Raw genomic sequence first — 18,706 nt, 5'->3', positions numbered from 1 at the left:
CGTTCTAGCATGACGCCATGCGCAACGGAATCGTGCTCTTCACCTCGGACCGCGGCATCACGCCGGCGGCACTCGCCCAGGCCGCGGAGGAGCGCGGCTTCGACACCTTCTACGTCCCCGAGCACACCCACATCCCGGTGCGCCGCGACGCGCTGCACCCCACCGGCGGCGAGGACCTGCCCGACGACCGCTACACGCGCACCCTCGACCCGTGGGTGTCGCTGGCGACCGCCGCCGCGGTGACGGAGCGGATCGGCCTCGCGACCGCCGTCGCGCTGCCGGTCGAGTCCGACCCGATCACCCTCGCCAAGACCCTCGCGACCCTCGACCACCTGTCCGGCGGCCGGCTGACGGTCGGCGCCGGCTTCGGCTGGAACACCGACGAGCTGGCCGACCACCACGTCCCCGCCGCGAAGCGCCGCACCGTCCTCAAGGAGTACCTGGAGGCGATGCGCGCCCTGTGGACGCAGGAGGAGGCCTCCTACGACGGCGAGTTCGTGTCGTTCGGGCCGAGCTGGGCCTACCCCAAGCCCCCGCAGGGCCGGATCCCGGTGATCGTCGGCGCGGGCGGCGGCCCGAAGACCATGAACTGGATCGCCCGCCACGCCGACGGCTGGATGACCACCCCCATCGAGACCGGCATCGGCGCGAAGGCCGCGCTGCTGCGCAAGGAGTGGGACGAGGCCGGCCGCGCGGGCGAGCCCGACGTCCGGATCCTCGTCGCCAGGAAGCCGAGCCCCGAGGACCTCGACGAGTGGTCCGCCGCCGGCGCGTCCGAGCTGATCTGGGGCGTGCCGGACGCCGACGCGGCGACCGTGCTGAAGTACCTGGACAGGACGGCCGCCCGGCTCGGCCTCACCGCGCCCTGACCTCGCCGCGAGAACCCATTTCACTTTCGCCGTTCACGGCGGCCCACCAAGGAGACCGGCAGATGACCCAGCCGTCAGCGATACCGCCGAGCCGCTACGCCGGCCTGTCCCGGGAGGAACTCGCGGCCATCGTTCCCGAGTTGCTCCTCGTCGGGCAGCTCATCGACCGCTCCGGAATGGCGTGGTGCATCTCCGCGTTCGGCCGCGAGGAGATGGCGCGGATCGCGATCGAGGAGTGGGCGGCCGCCAGCCCGATCTACACCCGGCGGATGCAGCGGGCGCTCGGCTACGCCCCCGAGATCCCCGGCAGGGGCGACATCCCCACCATCTTCAAGGGCCTCCAGCTCGACATCGGCGCCCCGCCCCAGTTCATGGACTTCCGCTACACCGTCCACGACCGGTGGCACGGCGAGTTCCACCTCGACCACTGCGGCGCCCTGATGGACGTCGAGCCGATGGGCGACGCCTACGTCCGCTCCATGTGCCACGACATCGAGGACCCGACGTTCGACGCCACCGCGGTCGCCACCAACCCGAAGGCGCAGGTGCGCCCGATCCACCGTCCGCCGCGCAAGCCGGCCGACCGGCACCCCCACTGCGCCTGGACGGTGACCATCGACGACTCCCACCCGGAGGCGCAGGGCATCCCCCTGCTCGCCGTCAACGAGCGCTCCCGCGCCGCGACCCTCGAACTGGCGCCGATCGACCCGTCCGACGAGGGCCTCGCCGACTACTCCGGCCCGCTGCTGTCCGACCTGGACTTCGCCGCCTTCTCCCGCTCCGCGCTGGTCCGGATCGCCGACGAGGTGTGCCTGCAGATGCACCTGCTCGACCACGGGTTCGCGCTCGCCGTCGCCGAGCGGGCCGACGGCCCCGACGCGCTGCTCCGCATCCGCCGCAAGCAGCTCGTGGGCATCGCCGGCATCGCCGCGGAACGGCTCGCCCGCGCCCTGGACCTGCCGGCCACCCCCGAGGGCGCGGCCCGCCTCCTGGCCGTCCACCCGCTCCTCAACCCGTCCGCCTACGTCGACGCCTCCGTCGACGGCGCGGACATCACCGTCCGCCCGTCAGCCGCCCACGACGACGGCGCCTGGATCTCGCTGTGCGGCCCCGATTGGACGGCGCCGCTCCAGGCCGCCGTCCGCGCCGTCGACCCGTGCCTCGACGTCGAGGCCACCGGCCTCGCCGACGGATGGCGGCTGACGGTCGTCCGCCGCGACGCACCGGTGCCCGAGTCCGACGAGGTCGCCGTCGTCCGCTTCAGCACCGGCGCCACCTTCACCTTCCAACCCCGCCGCCCCCTCCCCATCACTCCCGTCTGACCGTCCGTCAGGGGAGCCAGCGTTGGGCGGCGTCGGCGCAGTCTTCGGGGGTGCTGTTGAAGGCGATGGCCGCGTCGGGCGCGTGGCGCCGGACGAGGTTGACCACCTTCTCGAATAGTCCGAGAAGGGGCTCGTGCGTGCGGATGCCGCCGCCGATCACGACGCAGGCGTGGTCGGCGGCGGTGAGCGCGGCCGTGATCGCGCCTTCGGGGTCGTCGTCGAGGTCCACCAGGCACCAGTCGGCCTCGATGCCCCGGTCCTCGAAACGGGCCCGGCCGCGCGCCAGCGCCGCCTGGACCGGTTCCGGGTCCCAGCCTTCGAGCTTGGCGGGATCGACTCCGATCACCAGTACTCGTGTCGCTGCCACGTGTCCTCCATGTCCCGGCTCCGTCCTCACTATCCCTTGGCAGGGTCGTCTTCGCGGACATATCGTCGAGGGCTCCAGGCCGCGGGGCTCCTTGCGGCGCGTCCGCCGGTCTTCCGTCACGGATCCCGAGGGGGCGGCGTGGCTGCGCACTGGTCGGCGGGGCCCGTGGAGCTGCCGGGCGCGGTGCGGTACACGCTGGTCACCGGGGACGGCGCGAGCGACCGGTGGGACGTCGCGGTGGCCGTGCCGCCGGCCGGGGCGCGGGCGGAGCCGCTCCCGGTGCTGTACCTGCTCGACGGCTTCCTGACGTTCCTCATCACGGCGCAGATCGCGCGGAACCTGCTGGCGTTCTCGCTGCGGCAGCTGCGTCCCGTGGCCGTGGTCGGGATCTCACCGGCCACCGGCGACCGCGGCCGGCTGACCGCCCGGCGCCCGCGCGACCTGACGCCCACCAGCGCGGCGCCCGGCTACCACCTCGGCGAAACGCCCTACGGGACCGGCGGCGCGGGTGCGATGCTCGATCTGATCCGGCACGTGATCGCGCCGCATGTGGAGGCGGCGCACGGGCTCGACCCGTCCGACCGGGGGCTCGCGGGGTTCTCCCTGAGCGGGCTGTTCACCTGCTGGACGCTGGCGTGCCGTCCGGAGGGGTTCCGCAGGTTCCTGGCGGTGAGCCCGTCGCTGTGGTGGGACGACCATCTGCTGCTCGACCGGCGGCGCGCCCCGTTCGCCGTCCGGGAGGCGAGCGACGTCTACCTGGCGGTGGGCGAGCGCGAGGACCGGCCGGAGCGGAGCTGGCCCGTCATGCCCGCCGCGATGCTGCGGTCGCTGGCCGGGCTCGACATGGTCGCCGACCTCGCCGCGTTCACCGACCGGCTGCGCGAGGCGGAGAAGGTCGCCGTGCGGAGCGAGGTCATCCCGGACGAGCAGCACGCGACGGTGTGGCCGGGCGCCGTCACCCGTGGCCTTCTGCACCTGTACCGGACCGACCAGGGGTGACCGCGGCCATCGCCGCAAGGCGGCGGGCGAGCCGGGCGGCGGCGTCGCGCAGCTCCGGTGGCTCCAGCACCTGCGTCTCGAAGCCGAGCCGGGCCACGTGGACGGCGATCCCGTCCAGGTCGTCGGCGCCGACGGCGAGGACGCACCACCCGTCGCGATCGTCCTCGACCCGCCCCACCTGGGGCGGCACCAGCTCCCGCACCCGCTCGGGCGGCGCGTGCACCCGCACCCGCGCGAAGTACCGGTACGGCGCCTCGGCCACGGACCGCTGCACGTAGGCGACCGGGTCCGGGTGCTCCCGCGACCGGAAGTGCCAGGTCGTCGCCGTCACGTCGCGCATCCGGTCGAGCCGGAAGGTGCGCCAGTCGTCGCGGTCGACGTCGCGGGCCATCAGGTACCAGCGGCGTCCGGTGGCGACCATCCGCACCGGCTCGGCCGTCCGCTCGCGTTCGGCGCCGTCGCGGCGGGCGTAGCGGAACCGGACCCGGACGGCGTCGCGGCAGGCCCGCGCGAGGGTGACCAGCAGCTCCGCGTCGATCTGGACGCCGGGGCCGACGAGCGTCTCGGTGGCGCCGTGCACCGCCCGCACCTCGGCCCGCAGCCGCGGCGGCATCACCTGGTCGAGCTTCGCCAGCGCCCGCAGCGCCGCCTCGCCCGCCCCGGCGACCGTCTCGCCCGCCGCCAGGCGCAGGGAGACCGCCGTCGCGATGGCCTCCTCGTCGTCCAGCAGCAGCGGCGGCAGCCGGGTGCCCGCGCCGAGCCGGTAACCGCCGCCGACGCCCGCCGCCGCGTGCACCGGGTAGCCGAGCGTCCGCAGCCGCTCCACGTCGCGGCGCACCGACCGGTCGGTGACCCTCAGCTCGGCGGCGAGCTCGCCGGCCGTCCAGGACGGCCGGCGCTGCAGCAGCGCCAGCAACCGCAGCACCCGCTCGGTCGTCCCCTCCGCGGTCACCCGCTCATGGTTCCACAGCGGACGGAACGGCCTTGTCAACCGCCTCGGGCGGAGATTCTCACGTCTTGCGGGAGCAGGTTCTGTGACGGGCCGGTGATAAACGGACGGTCGCGCGTCATCGACGCAGAGTCACCACGTCGGAGGGGCGTACCGCCCTGCCTCGCGGGGTCGCCCGCTGCCGCCGACCGGCGGGCGACCGCGCCGCCGGCAGGTCCGCCACCCCGACCACCCCGCCCCGCACCGCGCGCCGCCAGGAGGCCACACCATCATGGACGACATCGCGATCACCGCTGCTCCCGTCACCGTCGGCTGCACCGCCTGGGCGTGCGATTGCCCGGGATGCCCGACCTGTGGGGGCAGTGGCACGCTCCCCGGCGGCCGCACCTGCCGGACGTGCGGCGGCACGGGACGCTGCTCGCACGGCGGCGGGCGCTGACGCCCGTCCGGCCGCGAAAACAAAGGTTCGAACGCAAGGTAAAGGAACCTTTGCCGCAGCACGGTAAACCGCGTTCGGGTGACGCCCCGGCCTGCAATTACCCGGCCGTCCAATAGTGCGGCCGATCCGTCACGGAACGCGACGCACCGGCCCGGCCTTGCATCTTGATCAACTTGCGTTAGCGTCGGCCCGACAACGAACCTGACCCCCTCAGAAAAGCGAAGTCGACATGCGCGAGCATCAGTCGCCCGGCCGTCCCGCGCAGCAGCGGCCGGGCGCGGGAGCGAGGTCCGCCGGCGGCGGGCGCCCGGCCGAGCTGACCACCGCCTTCGAGCTCGGGGCCTGGCGGGTGACGCTGCGCTGGCCCAGGTCGGGACGCGGTGGGCCGACCGAGGTGACGGTCAGGCCCAGGCCGGGCGCCGACCCGGTCCAGACGGCCGAGGGCATCACTTCGACGGTGCTGCGTTCCATTCCGCTCGGCAAGCTCACACAGAACGTGAGAAGGACGTCGCAGCATGGGCGCGAGAACATCGTGCCGGGAACCGGCGAGCCCGTCGACGTTGTCGCGGGCCGCATCAGCGCCATCGCCGAACAGGACCCGATCCCCGGAAGAAAGGGCCGTCCGGAAGAATTCTTCGCACTGGTGGCCGCGCTCTATATATGGAATGTCGACAACCGGTTCTCGAATCCCGTCCAGCAGATCGCCCAATCCTGCGGGTCCACCTGGCGGGCGGCGGCGAACTGGGTCCGGCTCGCGCGCAGGCGCGGCTACCTGACCGAGGGGCGCGAGCGCCGCCCGGGCGGGGAGCTGACTCCCGAGGCGCTGCGCGTGCTCGCCGGCGCGCCGCGCCGCGAGCGGTGAGACCGCGGATGTTCATCATGTCGCCGACAACTATTGGCGGAACGCCAATAACGGTCTAGTGTTCCGGGTGGCTCACCGGAAACCAGGGTGTGTCCCTTGCCGCGACGGCCGACCGGGCCGTACTTCGTGCGTCCGCGCGGCGGGCCCCCGGCTTCCCGCGTGCCGGCGGCGGGCCGCGACGATGCGTCACCGCGTGTCAGGAAGGTGCTCTCGGCCCCGAGGAGGAGCGAAGGCATGGACAGATCCGGCAGGGACAGACCCAGCAGGCGCAGCGTGCTGATGGCGGGCGGGACGATCGGGGCGCTCGGCGCGCTGACCGTCGCGACGCCCGCGCGAGCGAACTCGCTGTGGACCTGGTCGCCCGAGGGCTCGGTCGTCGGCCGCGGCGAAGGCGCCGACCCCAAGTGGGTGTGGGACGCCGAGGCCGACCCGCTGGTGGCCGCGCTGATCGACCGCGGCGACGCGCCCAAGGTCAACGAGCTGCTGAAGACGTGGACGAAGAACGGCCAGGCGCTGCCGGCGGGGCTGCCCGCCGATCTGCGCGACTTCATGGAACGTGCCCGGCAGCTGCCGTCGTGGACCGACCAGGACAAGCTCGCCAAGGCGTTCGAGTTCAACCAGAAGCGCGGGCTCTACCTCGGCGTCACCTACGGCTTCGCCAGCGGGATGATGAGCACGGCCATCCCGCACGAGGCGCGCGCCGTCTACTACTCCAAGGGCGGCGCGGACATGCGCGACCGCATCACCAAGACCGCCAAGCTGGGCTACGACATCGGCACCGAGAAGGCCTTCCAGCCCGACGGCGAGATGATCGTGACCTGCGTCAAGACCCGGCTGGCCCACGCGGGCGTGCGGCACCTGCTGCCCAAGTCCGCGTACTGGACCAAGGTGGCCGACGAGAAGATCCCGATCAGCCAGGCCGACATGATGGTCACCTGGCACAGCCTGCCCACGACGGTCATGAAGCAGCTCACCAAGTGGAAGGTGCAGATCCCCGACGACGAGTCGGCGGCGTTCCTGCACTCCTGGCAGCTGGCCGCGCACATGCTCGGCATCAGGGACGAGTACATCCCGAAGTCGTGGGACGAGGCGAACTCCCAGGCCGCCCAGGTCCTCGACCCGATCCTGGCGCCCACCGCGGAGGGCATCAAGCTCGCCGACATGCTGCTCAACCTCGCGGCGTTCATCGACGGCGGCATCCTCACCAAGCACATCCTCGGCGCGCTCACCCGCTACGTGCTCGGCGACGAGATCGCCGGCTGGCTGAAGATCCCGCGGGAGCCGGTGTGGGACCCGGTCTTCGAGAACCTCTGGCCGCCGTTCGTCGCCGTCCGCGAGGGCATCCTCGACATCACCAAGGCGCCCAAGGAGCTGCGCGACTTCTACTGGGTGTTCGACGAGATCATCCGGCAGGGCGTCCTGCTCGTCCTGTCGGGGGCCGACTACCCGATCAGCATCCAGATCCCGACGACCAACAACCCCAACTACTGACCGGTCACCGCGCCACCGACCGGAACCGCCCGCCGCCGGGCCGGCCCTCGCCGGCCCGGCGGTGACGCGTTCGCGCCGCCGGACCAAGTGGAGGTGAAGCGGAAAGGGAGTGAGCGCGTGGCCGGTCCCGAACACGGCCGTTTCAGGGGGCCGTCCAGGGGCGGAGCTTCTCGGGGTTGCGCACCGCCCAGATGTGCGTGATCCGGTCACCGGTGACCTCGAAGGAGATGACCGCGAGGCCGGCCCCGTCCGCGCTCGCCACCAGGCCCGGCCGGCCGTTGACGGTGCGCTCGGTGATCGTCATGTCCGGTCCCTGGCGGGCGAGGTCGACGATGAGCCGCGCGATCGGCTCGGCGCCCTCGACCGGGCGGGGCATGGCGCTGGCGAGGCCGCCGCCGTCGCCGACCGCGACGGCCGCCGGGTCGAGGAGGCCGATGAGGGCGTCGAGGTCCTTGGCCTCCCACGCCTTCCGGAACGCGCGGACGACGCGGGCGCGCTGCGCCGCCGTCGTCGCGGGCGCCGCGGGCCCCCGCGCGCCGCGGACGCGGCGCCGGGCCGAGGACGCCAGCTGCCGGCAGGCCACCGGCGAGCGGCCGACGATCTCGGCCACCTCGGCGAAGGGGAAGCGGAAGACGTCGTGCAGGACGAACGCGACGCGCTCGGCCGGGGTCATCGAATCGAGCAGCACCAGGAAGGCCATGCTGACCGACTCGTCGAGCGTGACCCGGTCGGCCGGGTCGGCGGGCTCGGCGGCGGTGCCGCCGGTCCGGCCGTCGCCCCACTCCGCCGTTCCGGGCACCGGCTCGGGCAGCCACTCGCCGACGTAGCGCTCCCGCCGGGCCCGCGCCGAGCCGAGCAGGTCGAGGCAGACCCGGCCGGCGACCTTCGTCAGCCACGCGCCGGGCGAGACGATGGCGTCCTGCTGCTCGCGGGACATGGCGTACCAGCGCGCGTAGGTCTCCTGGACGACGTCCTCGGCGTCCGCCATGGAGCCGAGGAGCCGGTACGCGAGGCTGATCAGCCGGCGCCGCTCGCTCACGACCGCGCTCAGGCCCGGATCGGCCCCAGCGCCGGCCGCCTCGGATTCCGCGCTCATGCTGCCGCCCCCTCGCTCGTCATCCTCCCGCACACCCATCTGACGAGACAGCCACCCGAAACGTCAGGCCGCCGCCGCAGATCCGGCCCGTTCGCGCCGGGAAGGGCGCCGCCGGCCGCTTGCGCGGCAACTCCGGCTCTAGATATCTTCAGAACAAGTATTTCGAGACCAAGCTATCTGGAGTCGGTGTGGCGGCTGGGCACGGTGCCGTGTTGCGGGTGGGCGTCCTCGGGCACGGTGCGATCGGGGCGAACGTGGCCGCGGCGCTGCGCCGCGGCACGGTGCCCGGCGCGGTGCTCGGCGGGGTCCTGACGCGTGGGGGCACCCCGGCCCCGGCGTCCGTGCGCGACCTGCGCGCGCTGCTCGCGTCCTCCGACGTGGTGGTCGAGGCCGCGGGCCAGCCGGCGCTGCGCGAGCACGGCCCGGCGGTGCTCGCCGCCGGACGCGACCTGCTCGCGGTGTCGGTGGGCGCGCTGGCCGACCAGGACCTGTTCCACGAGCTCACCCGGCCGGCCACCGCGCGCTCCGGCCGGCTCCTGATCTGCACCGGCGCGCTGGGCGGCCTCGACGTCGTCCGCGCCGCGGCGCTCGGCGGGCCGCTGGCGAGCGTGCGGCTCACCTCGTCCAAGGCGCCCGCCTCGCTGGTCCAGCCATGGATGGACGACCGGACGGCGGACCGGCTGAGATCGCTGCGTCCGGGCGACGCCCCCGTGACCGTGTTCGACGGGGACGCCCGCGAGGCCGCCGTGCGGTTCCCCCGCAACGCCAACGTGGCGGCGACGCTGGCCCTGGCGGCCGGCGACTGGTCGGCCGTGCGCGTCCGCCTCGTGGCCGCCCCGGACACCACGTTGACCAGGCACGTCGTCGAGTTCACCGGCCAGGTCGGCGAGTACCGGTTCGAGCTCGGAAACCTTCCGGATCCGGCGAACCCGGCGACCAGCGGGCTCGTCGGCCCCGCGGTGCTGCGCTCCCTGGCCGACCTGGTGCCCGGCGTCGCCTGGCGGGTCGCGTGAGCCGGGTCGAGATGATCGGCGGGATCGCGGTGCGCGACCGCGGGGGCGACGCGCCGCCCGTCCTGTGCCTGCACGGCATCGGGTCCAGCGGGGCCGGCTTCGACGCCCTCGGACGGCTGCTCGCCGGCCGGCTGCGCGTCATCGCGTGGGACGCGCCGGGCTACGCGGCCTCGGCCGACCCGCGCACGGCCCCCGGCATGGACGGATACGCCGACGCCGTCGCGGATGTCATGGACGGCCTCGGGATCCGCCGTGCGAGCGTCCTCGGCACCTCCTGGGGCGGCGTGATCGCCACCCGGTTCGCGCTGCGCCATCCCGGGCGGCTGGACGCCCTCGTCCTCGCCGACTCCACCCGCGGTTCCGGGACCACGCCGGAGAAGGCCGCGGCCATGCGAGCGCGCGCCGCCGAGCTGGCGGAGCGCGGAGCGGCCGGCTTCGCCCGCGCCCGCGCGCCGCGGCTGCTCTCGCCGGGCGCCCCGCCCGCGGACGTCACCCGCGTCGCCGAGGCGATGGCGGCCGCGATCCGCCTGCCCGGCTACGGCCACGCGGCCGAGTCGATGGCCGCCACCGACCACGGGGACGCCTTCGCCGCCGTCACCGCCCCCACGCTCGTGCTCGTGGGAGAGCACGACGCGGTCTGCCCCCCGGCGGAGAGCCGGCTCATCGCGGGCGCCGTGCCCGGAGCCCGGTACGCCGAGATCCCCGGGGCCGGCCACCTGGCCCACCAGGAACGCCCCGAGGCGTTCGCCGCGGCCGTACGCGACTTCCTTGTCCCCCGTTCCGAACCAGAGGAGAACCCATCATGACGGAGAAGACCGCGACCGACCTGGACGAGCTGATCGACTCCTGCATCGCGAGCCGCGAGAGCCGCTTCGAGGACTGGGACACGCTCGCCTTCCAGGCCAAGGCCGGCGACGAGTTCCGCCGCGCCCAGATCCGCTACATCGGCTCCGGCGCCACGGGGAACCACGAGACCGACTCGCGGATCCTGCCGTCCGAGCACTTCACGTTCTCCAACATGCGGCTTCCGGTCGGCGGTGTCGGGCCGGAGCACACCCACCACGACGTGGAGGAGGTCTTCTTCGTGCTGGAGGGCGAGCTGGAGGTCACCGTCCACGACGTCGAGGACGGCACGCGGACGGCCGGCCGCGTGCTCGGCTACCGTGACCTCATCCGGGTCCCGGCCGGCGTGCCGCGGAGCCTGCGGAACGTGGGCGACGGCGAGGCGCTGTTCTGCGTGATCATCGGCACGCAGAAGCCGCAGCTGCCCACCTACCCGCCGACCTCCCCGATGCACGGCGTCACGCGCGGCTGACATCCGCGGAGGTCCCCGTCCCCGAGCGAAGGCTCCGGGACGGGGACCTCTCCGCTGGAAGGCGAAACGGCGCCGGGACCGATGCGGTCCCGGCGCCGTCGCGTTCGCGGGGGTCTTACAGTTCGCGGGGTCTTACGGGATGAGGACGAACTTGCGCCCGGCGCCCGCCCCTGAGCGCTCGTACGCGTCGGCGCCCTGCTCCAGCGGAACCGGGGTGGCGCCGACGGCGTCCGCGATGCCGACGTCCCCGCGGAGCACGGCGGTGGCGAGCTCGTCCTGGTAGCGCCGGACGGGGGTGGCGCCGGAGGTGACCGTGATGGCCTTGGACCAGACGCCGCCGAGCCAGACCCCGAGCCGGGGCCGCGTGCCGGGCGCTCCCGCCGGGTACACGCCGGGAACCGAGACGGCGCCGCCGTGCCGCACGATCGCCACGATGTCGTTGAACGCGCCCGCGGCCGGTGTGCTCCCGTCCGCCCCGGCGTTCGCGACCGCGGCGTCGGACATGCCGACGCAGTCGATGCCGACGTCCACGTGCGGGACGCCGACGGTCTCGGCGACCGTCCCGGCCAGGTCGCCGTCCGCGAGGTCCGCCGCGGCGAATCCGACGGAGCGGACGTGCTCGAGCCGCTCGCGGTTGAAGTCGCCGACGACCACGGCGGCGGCCCCGAGCATCCGGCAGGCGACCGCCGAGGCGAGGCCGACCGGCCCGGCCCCGGCGACGTACACGGTCGAGCCGGGGCCGACGCCGGCGGAGCGGGCGGCGTGGTAGCCGGTGGGCAGGATGTCGCCGATCATGGCGACGTCCAGCAACCGCTCGCGGGCGTGGTCGGGATCGGGGAAGACGTACAGGTTGAAGTCCGCGTACGGGACGAGCGCGTACCGCGCCTGCAGACCGGCCCAGCCGCCGAAGCCCTCGCCCATCCCGTAGGTGGCGCCGGGCCTGGCCGGGTTCGCGGTCAGGCAGTGCCCGGTCAGGCCGGCCCGGCAGTTCGCGCACCGCCCGCAGGCGACGTTGAACGGCACCGAGCACACGTCTCCGACCCTGACGCGCTCCACGTCCCGGCCCGTCTCGACGACGACGCCGGTGAGCTCGTGGCCGAGCACCATGCCCTCGACGGCGCCCGGGCCGTGCAGCGTGTGCTGGTCGGACCCGCAGACGCAGGTCGCGAGCGCCTGGACGATCACGCCGTGGTCGCAGCGGCGCGGCAGCACGCCGGGCGCGGCGCGGGTCTCCAGGGCGGGCATCGGCGCCTCGCCCACCGCCACGCGCCCGGGCCCGGCGTACATGACGGCGCGCTGGGTCCCGTTCGACGGCACCCCGCCGGGCCGGCCGGGCGCGGTCACAGCGAACCGGACGCTTCGTGGGAGCGTCCGCCGCGCTTGCCCGGCACCAGGACCCGCTCCAGGACCTCCACGAGGACGAACAGGACGAACCCGATCACGGTCAGCCAGGCGATCGAGGCGAACACCGTCAGGCTGTCCATGTCGCCGCGCGCGGTGATCAGCATGACGCCGAGGCCCTTGTCCGCGCCGACGAACTCGGCCACCACCGCGCCGACGACGGCGAGGGTGATGCCGACCTTGACGCCGGCGAAGATGCTCGGCAGGGCCCACGGCCAGCGGACCTTCCAGAACGCCTGCCAGCGGCTCGCGCCCATCGAGCGCACCAGCATCAGGCTCTCCGGCCGGGCCGCCTTGAACCCGACGAGCGAGTCGATCACCACGGGGAAGAAGCAGATCAGCGCGACCATCAGCACCTTGGGCAGCTGGCCGAACCCGAACCAGATGATGAACAGCGGCGCGATCGCGACCTTGGGCACCACCTGGGCGATGATCAGCAGCGGGTAGATCGCGCGCCGCACGACGCCGCTGTAGACCATGGCCACCGCGATGGGCAGCGCGACGACCACGGCCAGCGCGAAGCCGGCGAAGATCGCCACCATGGTCGGGACGGACTGGTCGGCGAAGGTGCCGAAGTCGCCGAACATCTTCTGCAGGACGTCGCCGGGGGCGGGGAGCACGTACTCCTCCACCGCGCCGGACGAGCAGACGATCTGCCAGGCCGCGACGATGACCGCCACCAGGATGAGCGGCAGCACCCAGTCGGCGATCCGCGACTCCAGGAACCGCCTCCGGCTCACTTGGACTCCTCCTTCAGGACGCCGAGGTTCTCGAAGACGCCGCGGATCCGCCCGACGAGGTCGGTGAACTCCGGGCCGGTCCGCGCGCTCAGGTGCCGCGGGCGCTCCAGCGGCACCCGGAACTCGGCCGCGATGCGGGCCGGGCGGGGCGAGAACACCAGGACCCGGTCGGCGAGGAAGACGGCCTCGTCGATGCTGTGGGTGACGAAGACGACCGTCTTGCGGCGCTCCATCCACATCCGCTGCAGGTCGATCTGGATCTGGTCCCGGGTGAGCGCGTCCAGCGCGCCGAAGGGCTCGTCCATGACGAGGATCTCCGGGTCGTGCAGCAGGGCGCGGCACAGCGCCACGCGCTGCTGCATGCCGCCGGACAGCTCGTCGGGGTAACTGTCCTCGAACCCGTCGAGGCCCACCTGCCCGAGCAGCTCCCGGGCGCGCCGCTCGGCCTCCTGCTTGGGGGCGCGGCGGACCTCGCTCTGCAGCAGGACGTTCTGCAGCGACGTCCGCCACGGCAGCAGTTCCGCGCTCTGGAAGACGAAGCCGAGGTCGGTGTAGGGCTTGAGCACCGGCTCGCCCTGCACCCGCACCTGGCCGGTGGACGGCTGGGTCAGCCCGGCGAGGGCCATCAGCAGGGTGCTCTTGCCGCAGCCGCTCGGCCCGACGATGGCGAGGAACTCGCCGCGCTCGAGCTCGAAGGACATCTCGCTGACCGCGGTGACGGCGTCGAAGGACTTGGTGAACCGGTCGAACTCGATGAAGGGGGCGGTCGCGCCGGCCATCCGCTACTTCCCTCCGAGCGTGTCGGAGCATCCGGACAGGAAGGCGTTGCTCGCGGCGTCCGCCGGCGCGACCTTCCCGGCGCCGACGCCGCCGTACTGCTCCATGACCCGGATGGTGCTCTTCCAGTCGTCGGCGGCCGTGCAGCCGAACGGCTGGCCCTTGGTCCGGTCCGTCGTGAGCAGCTTCGCGGACGCGAGCCACTGCTGCTTGACGACGTCCCTGGACAGCGTCGTCGTCTTGACGAACTTGAAGAAGGAGTCGACGGCGGCGTCCGGGGCGGCGTTGGTCGCCTGGACCGCCTCGGCCGTCGCGGCGAGGAACTTGCGCAGTACGCCGCCGTCGTGGTCGGCGAACTTCTTGGAGGTCACGAGGCCGGAGCTGAGCACGTCGAGGCCGGACGCGGCGTAGCCGAGGACCGTCAGGTCGCAGCCGCACTTGGCCTTCATGTTCGGCTCGGTGACGTTCAGGAGCCCGAAGGTGAACTGCGTCTTGCCCTGGACGAACAGGCTGTCGCGGGTCGGCACGTCGACCTTGTTGAGCTTGACCGAATCCGGGTCGAGGCCGGTGGCCTTGGCGAACGCGGGGAAGACCGTCTCGGGCGCCGACCCGGCGGTGAACCCGGCGGTCCTGCCCGCCAGGTCCTTGGCGCCGGTGATGCCGGAGTCCTTCTTCGCGAAGATCGCCAGCGGCGACCGCTGCACCATCCCGGCGACCATCCGGACCGGCATGTGCTTGCCGACGGCCTGCACCAGCGCGCCGGCGTCGGCGTAGCCGATGTCGTCCGAGCCGTTCGCCACCGTCTGCAGGGTGGTCGCCGACCCCTTGCCGGGGTTGAGCGTGACGTTCAGGCCGTGCTTGGCGTAGATGCCCTGCTCGACGCCGGCGACGAGGGGCAGGACGGCGCCGGTGTAGAAGACGTCGGTGCGGACGGTGACCTTCGTGCGTCCGGAGGCGTCCTTCTCGGGCCCGGAGTCCCCGCAGGCCGAGAGGGCGAGTGCCGCCGTCAGCGCCAGTGCGGCGCCGGGAAGGGCCCGGCGGCCCCAGCGGCTCCGGCGGGCCTTGCGGACCGCGGCGAAAGGTATCTGCATCGTGACCTCGTGTGAAAGCTGGCTCGGGGGACGCGGGCGGTGGTTCGCACCGAAGTATCTGGGACCTAAATTACTTGTGTCAAGATATCTTGGTTCCGCTATTCTTTCGGACGGCTCGCACGGACCCGCCCCACTCTCATCACACGGACGGTGCAATGGACGACGGTGCAATGGACACGGTCGGGAAGGCATTGGACGACTGGCGCCGGGAGCGTCCGGACCTGGACGCCTCTCCGATCGGGGTGTTCGGCCGCCTGCGCCACGTGGCCGAACTCTCGCGCCAGGAGCTGGAGGCGTTCCTCGCCCCCTACGACCTGACGCCGAAGTCCTTCGACGTGCTGGCCAACCTGCGCCGGGGCGGCCCGCCCTACCGCAAGACGCCGTCCGAGCTCGCCGAGTCCTCGCTGCTGTCCAGCGGCGCCATGACCGGCCGGCTGGACGCGCTCGAACGCCAGGGCCTCATCCGGCGCAGCCCCCACCCGAACGACCGGCGGGTGATGTTCGCCGAGCTGACCCAGGTCGGCCTCGGCCTCATCGACGACGTGTTCGCCCGGCACCTGGCGAACGAGGAGACCCTGCTCGCCGGCCTGTCCCGGGAGCAGCGCGCGCAGATCGCCGACAGCCTGATCCTGCTCCAGCGGTCCATCGAGGCCGCCGTCGCGGGGCGCGCGGTCGCCCCGCCCCGCCGTCCGCGCCGGACGACCCGCAGCCCCTCCTGACGGCGGGCCGGGGGGACCGCCCGTCACGGGTTGCCCGTCACGGGCCGTCGACCACGGGCCGTCCGTCACGATGCCCAGGGAAGCGGTCCCTCCGCCAGGTCCCAGTAGACGCTCTTCTGCCGCATGTAGGCGAAGATCCCCTCGCGGCCCTTCTCGCGGCCGATGCCGCTCTCCTTCATGCCGCCGAACGGCGTGGAGATGCTGAACTGCTTGTAGGTGTTGATCCAGACCGTGCCCGCGTCGATCCGCCGGGCGACGCGCCAGGCCCGCCGGTAGTCGCGGGTCCAGATGCCGCAGGCGAGCCCGTAGACCGAGTCGTTGGCCTGCGCGACGAGGTCGTCCTCGTCCTCGAACGGCAGCGCCACGAGCACCGGGCCGAAGATCTCCTCCTGGCAGGTGGCCGAGCCGTTCGGGAGCCCGTCCAGGATCGTCGGGAGGTAGTAGGCGCCGTCGGACCATCGCGGGCCTTCGGGCGCCCGCCCGCCGCAGAGCACCCGCGCCCCCTCCTGCCGGGCCCGCCGGACCATCCCGGCCACCCGGTCCCGGTGGGCGTGCGTCACCAGCGGCGCGACCTGCGTCGCCGGATCCGTCCCCGGCCCGACGCGCAGCCCGCCGGCGCGCGCCACGAGTTCGCCCAGCACCTGCTCGTACACCGAGGCGTGGACGAAGACGCGCGAGCCGGCGATGCAGCTCTGCCCGGACGAGGAGAAGACGCCGAACAGCAGGCCCGCGATGGTCCGCTCCATGTCGGCGTCGGGGAACACGATCGTCGGGGACTTGCCGCCCAGTTCGAGCGAGACCGGCATGATCTTCTGCGCGGCCGCCGCGCCGATGGCCCGTCCGGTGGCGGTGCCGCCGGTGAACGACACCTTGCCGACGCCGGGATGCCGGACGAGCGCGTCCCCGGTGACGTCCCCCGGGCCGGGCAGCACCGACAGCAGGCCGGCCGGCAGCCCGGACTCGTCGATCAGCCGGCCGAGGGCGAGCGCCACCAGCGGCGTCCACTCGGCCGGCTTCAGCACCACCGCGTTGCCCGCCGCCAGCGCGGGCGCGATCTTCTGCGCGTCGCTGGCGATCGGCGAGTTCCACGGGGTGATCGCGCCGACCACGCCGATCGGCTCGTGCACGCTCATGGTCAGGTACGGGCCGCGCGGGGGCGTGAGGCTCTCCTCCACCGTCTCCAGCGCCGCCGCGAAGTAGCGGAACGTGGCCTGCGCGCTGCTCACCAGCGCCCGCGTCTCGTTGATCGACTTTCCGGTGTCGCGGGTCTGGAGCGCGGCCAGCCGCTCGGACGACCGGGCGATCGCGTCGGCGATCCGGACCAGGAAGCGGGCGCGGTCGTGCGGGAGCAGGTCGCGCCAGGCGGGGTCGGCCGCCGCCGCGGCGCCCGCCCGTACCGCCTCGTCCACGTCGGCGGCGTCCGCGCCGTGCAGGCGGGCGATCACCGAGCCGTCCACCGGGCTGAGCGACTCGATGACCGCTCCCGACCCGCGCCGCCAGACCCCGCCGACCAGGATCTCGTCCGCCTCGCCCGCGCTCATCGCCCACACCCCTCAGATAGCTTGGGTTGAAGATATCAAGAACCCAGCATTCTTCCAGGAGCCGCGGAGCGCGGCGGGCGAGGGTATTGCGCCGGGGCAGTTTCTGAATCTAATGTCAGCTTCATTCTCGCACGGATCGGAGCTGGGCATGTGTGACGGGCAAGCGGGCGGGACGGCGGCGGGGCGGCCGTCGCGGCGGGCCGTGATCGGGTCGGCGGCCGTGGTGGGGGCCGCGGCCCTCGGCGCGGTGGGGGTGCCGGGGCGGGCGCTGGCGGCGCCGGAGCGCGGGCGGGCGGACGGCGCGCGGACGCGGCTGGTGCTGCTCGGCACCGCGGGCGGCCCGGTGCCGATCGCGGAGCGGTCCGGGATCTCCAGTGCCGTCGTGGTCGGCGACCGGACGTACCTGTTCGACGCCGGGCGCGGCTCGACCGGCCAGTACGTGCGGGCGGGGCTGCCGCTGAAGTCGCTGCGGGCCGTGTTCGTGACGCATCTGCACGCCGACCACACCGCCGACCTGTTCAACTACCTGATGCTGGCGCAGGCCAGCCCGGACGGGGACGCGCTGGTCCCGCCGGTGGAGGTGTTCGGGCCGGGGCCGGCGGGCGCGATGGGGCCGCCGTTCGCGGGTCCGCGCCCGGTGCCGGACGTGAACCCGGACAACCCGACGCCCGGCCTGAAGGACCTGATCAACGGCAGCCTGAACGCGAACGCCTACACGTTCAACATCTACGGGCGGGAGGGCGCGACGCCGATCCATCCGGAGTCGATCCTGAAGCTCACCGAGATCGACGTGTCCCGGACCGGCGCCGACGCGCTGAAGAACCGCGCGCCGCGGATCCGGCCGTTCACGGTGTTCGAGGACGACCGCATCCGGGTGCAGGCCACGCTGGGCGCGCACGGGCTGGTGTTCCCCGCGTTCGGGTTCCGCTGCGAGACGCCGGACGGCGTGATCACCTTCTCCGGCGACACGGCGTACCACGAGAACATCATCGAGCTGGCGCACCGCAGCGACGTGCTCGTCCACGAGGCGGTCAGCGTGGACTACTACAAGGACAAGAACCAGAACGAGGCGTTCATCGAGCACCTGAAGGAGGCGCACACCGACGTCACGCAGGTCGGCGACGTGGCGCGGCGGGCGGACGCCGGGAAGCTCGTGCTCAGCCATCTCGGCCCGGCGAAGCCGAGCATGGTCCCCGACCGGACCTGGTACCAGGGCGCCCGCAAGTCCTACCGCGGGCCGGTGGTGGTCGGGAACGACCTCGTCACGGTGCCGCTGCGCGGGAAGCGGGGCTGACGGCGTGGAACGATCCATCGAGCGGCTCGCGGACGAGTTCGTCGCGGCCGTGGAGACCGGCGACCTGGACGCCGTCCGCACGTCCCTGTACGCCCCGGACGCGGAGATCTGGCACAACACCGACGACCGGGTGATCGGCCCGGAGGAGAACCTGCGGGTGCTGGGCTGGCTCACCGGGACGCTGCGCGACATGCGCTACACCGAGATCCGGCGGCGTCCCACGCCGGACGGCTACGTCCAGCAGCACGTGCTGCGGGGCGTCGTCCCGGACGGCACGGAGCTGGCGCTGCGGGCCTGCTTCATCGTCACGGTGAAGGACGGCCGCATCACCCGCCTGGACGAGTACCTGGATCCGGCGCAGAGCCGCTGCCTGGATCCGTGGCGTCCGGCGAAGCGCTGAGCGGGAACCGTGCCCGGCCCG

General features: G+C 73.3%; 19 protein-coding genes. 11 read left to right on the top strand and 8 right to left on the bottom strand.

The annotated features are described in order from the left end of the window. The first annotated feature begins 17 nt into the window (after positions 1-17). Positions 18-869 (top strand): LLM class F420-dependent oxidoreductase, encoded by an 852-nt coding sequence (locus tag ACA514_RS41155; protein WP_375046742.1) that lies wholly within the window; start codon positions 18-20, stop codon positions 867-869. 62 nt (positions 870-931) lie between these two features. Continuing rightward, positions 932-2,191, top strand: coding sequence for a hypothetical protein (locus tag ACA514_RS41150; protein ID WP_375046741.1), 1,260 nt, complete (start codon positions 932-934; stop codon positions 2,189-2,191). 7 nt (positions 2,192-2,198) lie between these two features. Here the strand turns inward: ACA514_RS41150 and ACA514_RS41145 are convergent, their stop codons facing one another. Then, positions 2,199-2,558: a hypothetical protein gene (locus tag ACA514_RS41145; protein WP_375046740.1), complete on the bottom strand. Its 360-nt coding sequence runs from the start codon at positions 2,556-2,558 to the stop codon at positions 2,199-2,201. A 138-nt stretch (positions 2,559-2,696) separates the two neighbouring features. Between ACA514_RS41145 and ACA514_RS41140 the strand changes: the two genes are divergently transcribed. Continuing rightward, entirely contained in the window at positions 2,697-3,557 is an 861-nt protein-coding gene (locus tag ACA514_RS41140) for an alpha/beta hydrolase (RefSeq protein ID WP_375046739.1), read from the top strand. Here ACA514_RS41140 and ACA514_RS41135 read toward each other — a convergent pair. After that, positions 3,514-4,509 (bottom strand): helix-turn-helix transcriptional regulator, encoded by a 996-nt coding sequence (locus ACA514_RS41135; protein ID WP_375046738.1) that lies wholly within the window; start codon positions 4,507-4,509, stop codon positions 3,514-3,516. The two genes, ACA514_RS41140 and ACA514_RS41135, sit on opposite strands and share 44 nt — an antisense overlap. Before the next feature lie 665 nt (positions 4,510-5,174). Between ACA514_RS41135 and ACA514_RS41130 the strand changes: the two genes are divergently transcribed. Together ACA514_RS41130 and ACA514_RS41125 are read left to right on the top strand one after the other, a co-directional pair. Beyond that, positions 5,175-5,807 (top strand): hypothetical protein, encoded by a 633-nt coding sequence (locus tag ACA514_RS41130; protein WP_375046737.1) that lies wholly within the window; start codon positions 5,175-5,177, stop codon positions 5,805-5,807. Positions 5,808-6,041: 234 nt separating this feature from the next. Then, positions 6,042-7,298, top strand: coding sequence for an oxygenase MpaB family protein (locus ACA514_RS41125; RefSeq protein WP_375046736.1), 1,257 nt, complete (start codon positions 6,042-6,044; stop codon positions 7,296-7,298). 142 nt (positions 7,299-7,440) lie between these two features. On the opposite strand, the gene sigJ is transcribed toward ACA514_RS41125, so the two are convergent. Then, positions 7,441-8,394 (bottom strand): RNA polymerase sigma factor SigJ, encoded by a 954-nt coding sequence (gene sigJ, locus ACA514_RS41120; protein WP_375046735.1) that lies wholly within the window; start codon positions 8,392-8,394, stop codon positions 7,441-7,443. A gap of 188 nt (positions 8,395-8,582) precedes the next feature. Between sigJ and ACA514_RS41115 the strand changes: the two genes are divergently transcribed. Genes ACA514_RS41115 through ACA514_RS41105 form a run of 3 tightly spaced genes read left to right on the top strand, consistent with a single transcriptional unit; the run spans position 8,583 to position 10,722 of the window. After that, entirely contained in the window at positions 8,583-9,407 is an 825-nt protein-coding gene (locus ACA514_RS41115; RefSeq protein ID WP_375046734.1) for an aspartate dehydrogenase domain-containing protein, read from the top strand. Continuing rightward, positions 9,404-10,213 (top strand): alpha/beta fold hydrolase, encoded by an 810-nt coding sequence (locus ACA514_RS41110; protein ID WP_375046733.1) that lies wholly within the window; start codon positions 9,404-9,406, stop codon positions 10,211-10,213. The genes ACA514_RS41115 and ACA514_RS41110 overlap by 4 nt, the downstream gene beginning before the upstream one ends. Continuing rightward, complete coding sequence (locus ACA514_RS41105) at positions 10,210-10,722, top strand: cupin domain-containing protein (protein WP_375046732.1); 513 nt, start codon at positions 10,210-10,212, stop codon at positions 10,720-10,722. The genes ACA514_RS41110 and ACA514_RS41105 overlap by 4 nt, the downstream gene beginning before the upstream one ends. Positions 10,723-10,854: 132 nt before the next feature. Here the strand turns inward: ACA514_RS41105 and ACA514_RS41100 are convergent, their stop codons facing one another. The 4 genes from ACA514_RS41100 to ACA514_RS41085 are packed head-to-tail and all read right to left on the bottom strand — an operon-like array spanning position 10,855 to position 14,731. Further along, positions 10,855-12,066, bottom strand: a complete 1,212-nt coding sequence (locus tag ACA514_RS41100; RefSeq protein WP_375046731.1) for an alcohol dehydrogenase catalytic domain-containing protein — start codon at positions 12,064-12,066, stop codon at positions 10,855-10,857. Next, positions 12,063-12,863 (bottom strand): ABC transporter permease, encoded by an 801-nt coding sequence (locus ACA514_RS41095; protein ID WP_375046730.1) that lies wholly within the window; start codon positions 12,861-12,863, stop codon positions 12,063-12,065. Before ACA514_RS41095 ends, ACA514_RS41100 begins: the two co-directional genes overlap by 4 nt. Next, positions 12,860-13,642 (bottom strand): ABC transporter ATP-binding protein, encoded by a 783-nt coding sequence (locus tag ACA514_RS41090; protein WP_375046729.1) that lies wholly within the window; start codon positions 13,640-13,642, stop codon positions 12,860-12,862. Before ACA514_RS41090 ends, ACA514_RS41095 begins: the two co-directional genes overlap by 4 nt. 3 nt (positions 13,643-13,645) lie before the next feature. After that, the gene (locus ACA514_RS41085; protein ID WP_375046728.1) at positions 13,646-14,731 is read right to left on the bottom strand and encodes an ABC transporter substrate-binding protein; all 1,086 of its coding nucleotides are present in this window, start codon (positions 14,729-14,731) and stop codon (positions 13,646-13,648) included. Positions 14,732-14,886: 155 nt separating this feature from the next. Here ACA514_RS41085 and ACA514_RS41080 point away from each other — a divergent pair, with 155 nt between their 5' ends. After that, positions 14,887-15,450, top strand: a complete 564-nt coding sequence (locus ACA514_RS41080) for a MarR family winged helix-turn-helix transcriptional regulator (RefSeq protein WP_375046727.1) — start codon at positions 14,887-14,889, stop codon at positions 15,448-15,450. Between the two features lie 65 nt (positions 15,451-15,515). Here ACA514_RS41080 and ACA514_RS41075 read toward each other — a convergent pair whose 3' ends face one another. Next, a complete protein-coding gene (locus ACA514_RS41075; RefSeq protein WP_375046726.1) occupies positions 15,516-16,991 on the bottom strand; it encodes an aldehyde dehydrogenase in 1,476 nt (491 codons plus the stop codon). A gap of 148 nt (positions 16,992-17,139) precedes the next feature. Here ACA514_RS41075 and ACA514_RS41070 point away from each other — a divergent pair, with 148 nt between their 5' ends. Both ACA514_RS41070 and ACA514_RS41065 read left to right on the top strand, forming a co-directional pair. Beyond that, the gene (locus ACA514_RS41070; RefSeq protein WP_375046725.1) at positions 17,140-18,285 is read left to right on the top strand and encodes an MBL fold metallo-hydrolase; all 1,146 of its coding nucleotides are present in this window, start codon (positions 17,140-17,142) and stop codon (positions 18,283-18,285) included. A 4-nt stretch (positions 18,286-18,289) separates the two neighbouring features. After that, on the top strand, positions 18,290-18,685 hold the full coding sequence (locus ACA514_RS41065) for a nuclear transport factor 2 family protein (RefSeq protein WP_375046724.1): 396 nt from the start codon (positions 18,290-18,292) through the stop codon (positions 18,683-18,685). Positions 18,686-18,706 lie beyond the last annotated feature (21 nt).

Origin of the sequence: Actinomadura sp. NTSP31 (genome assembly GCF_041951385.1) — a bacterium.
In the GTDB taxonomy this organism is placed as follows: domain Bacteria; phylum Actinomycetota; class Actinomycetes; order Streptosporangiales; family Streptosporangiaceae; genus Spirillospora; species Spirillospora napierensis.
The sequence above is the reverse complement of the archived record's forward strand: the minus strand, read 5'-3'. Positions and strand labels throughout refer to the sequence as shown.

Excerpts from the sequence above, each read along its gene's own strand:
- ACA514_RS41155 (WP_375046742.1), top strand. The coding sequence starts at position 18 with ATGCGCAACGGAATCGTGCTCTTCACCTCGGACCGCGGCATCACGCCG.
- ACA514_RS41150 (WP_375046741.1), top strand. The coding sequence starts at position 932 with ATGACCCAGCCGTCAGCGATACCGCCGAGCCGCTACGCCGGCCTGTCC.
- ACA514_RS41130 (WP_375046737.1), top strand. The coding sequence starts at position 5,175 with ATGCGCGAGCATCAGTCGCCCGGCCGTCCCGCGCAGCAGCGGCCGGGC.
- ACA514_RS41125 (WP_375046736.1), top strand. The coding sequence starts at position 6,042 with ATGGACAGATCCGGCAGGGACAGACCCAGCAGGCGCAGCGTGCTGATG.
- sigJ (WP_375046735.1), bottom strand. The coding sequence starts at position 8,394 with ATGAGCGCGGAATCCGAGGCGGCCGGCGCTGGGGCCGATCCGGGCCTG.
- ACA514_RS41105 (WP_375046732.1), top strand. The coding sequence starts at position 10,210 with ATGACGGAGAAGACCGCGACCGACCTGGACGAGCTGATCGACTCCTGC.
- ACA514_RS41090 (WP_375046729.1), bottom strand. The coding sequence starts at position 13,642 with ATGGCCGGCGCGACCGCCCCCTTCATCGAGTTCGACCGGTTCACCAAG.
- ACA514_RS41085 (WP_375046728.1), bottom strand. The coding sequence starts at position 14,731 with ATGCAGATACCTTTCGCCGCGGTCCGCAAGGCCCGCCGGAGCCGCTGG.
- ACA514_RS41080 (WP_375046727.1), top strand. The coding sequence starts at position 14,887 with ATGGACGACGGTGCAATGGACACGGTCGGGAAGGCATTGGACGACTGG.
- ACA514_RS41075 (WP_375046726.1), bottom strand. The coding sequence starts at position 16,991 with ATGAGCGCGGGCGAGGCGGACGAGATCCTGGTCGGCGGGGTCTGGCGG.
- ACA514_RS41070 (WP_375046725.1), top strand. The coding sequence starts at position 17,140 with ATGTGTGACGGGCAAGCGGGCGGGACGGCGGCGGGGCGGCCGTCGCGG.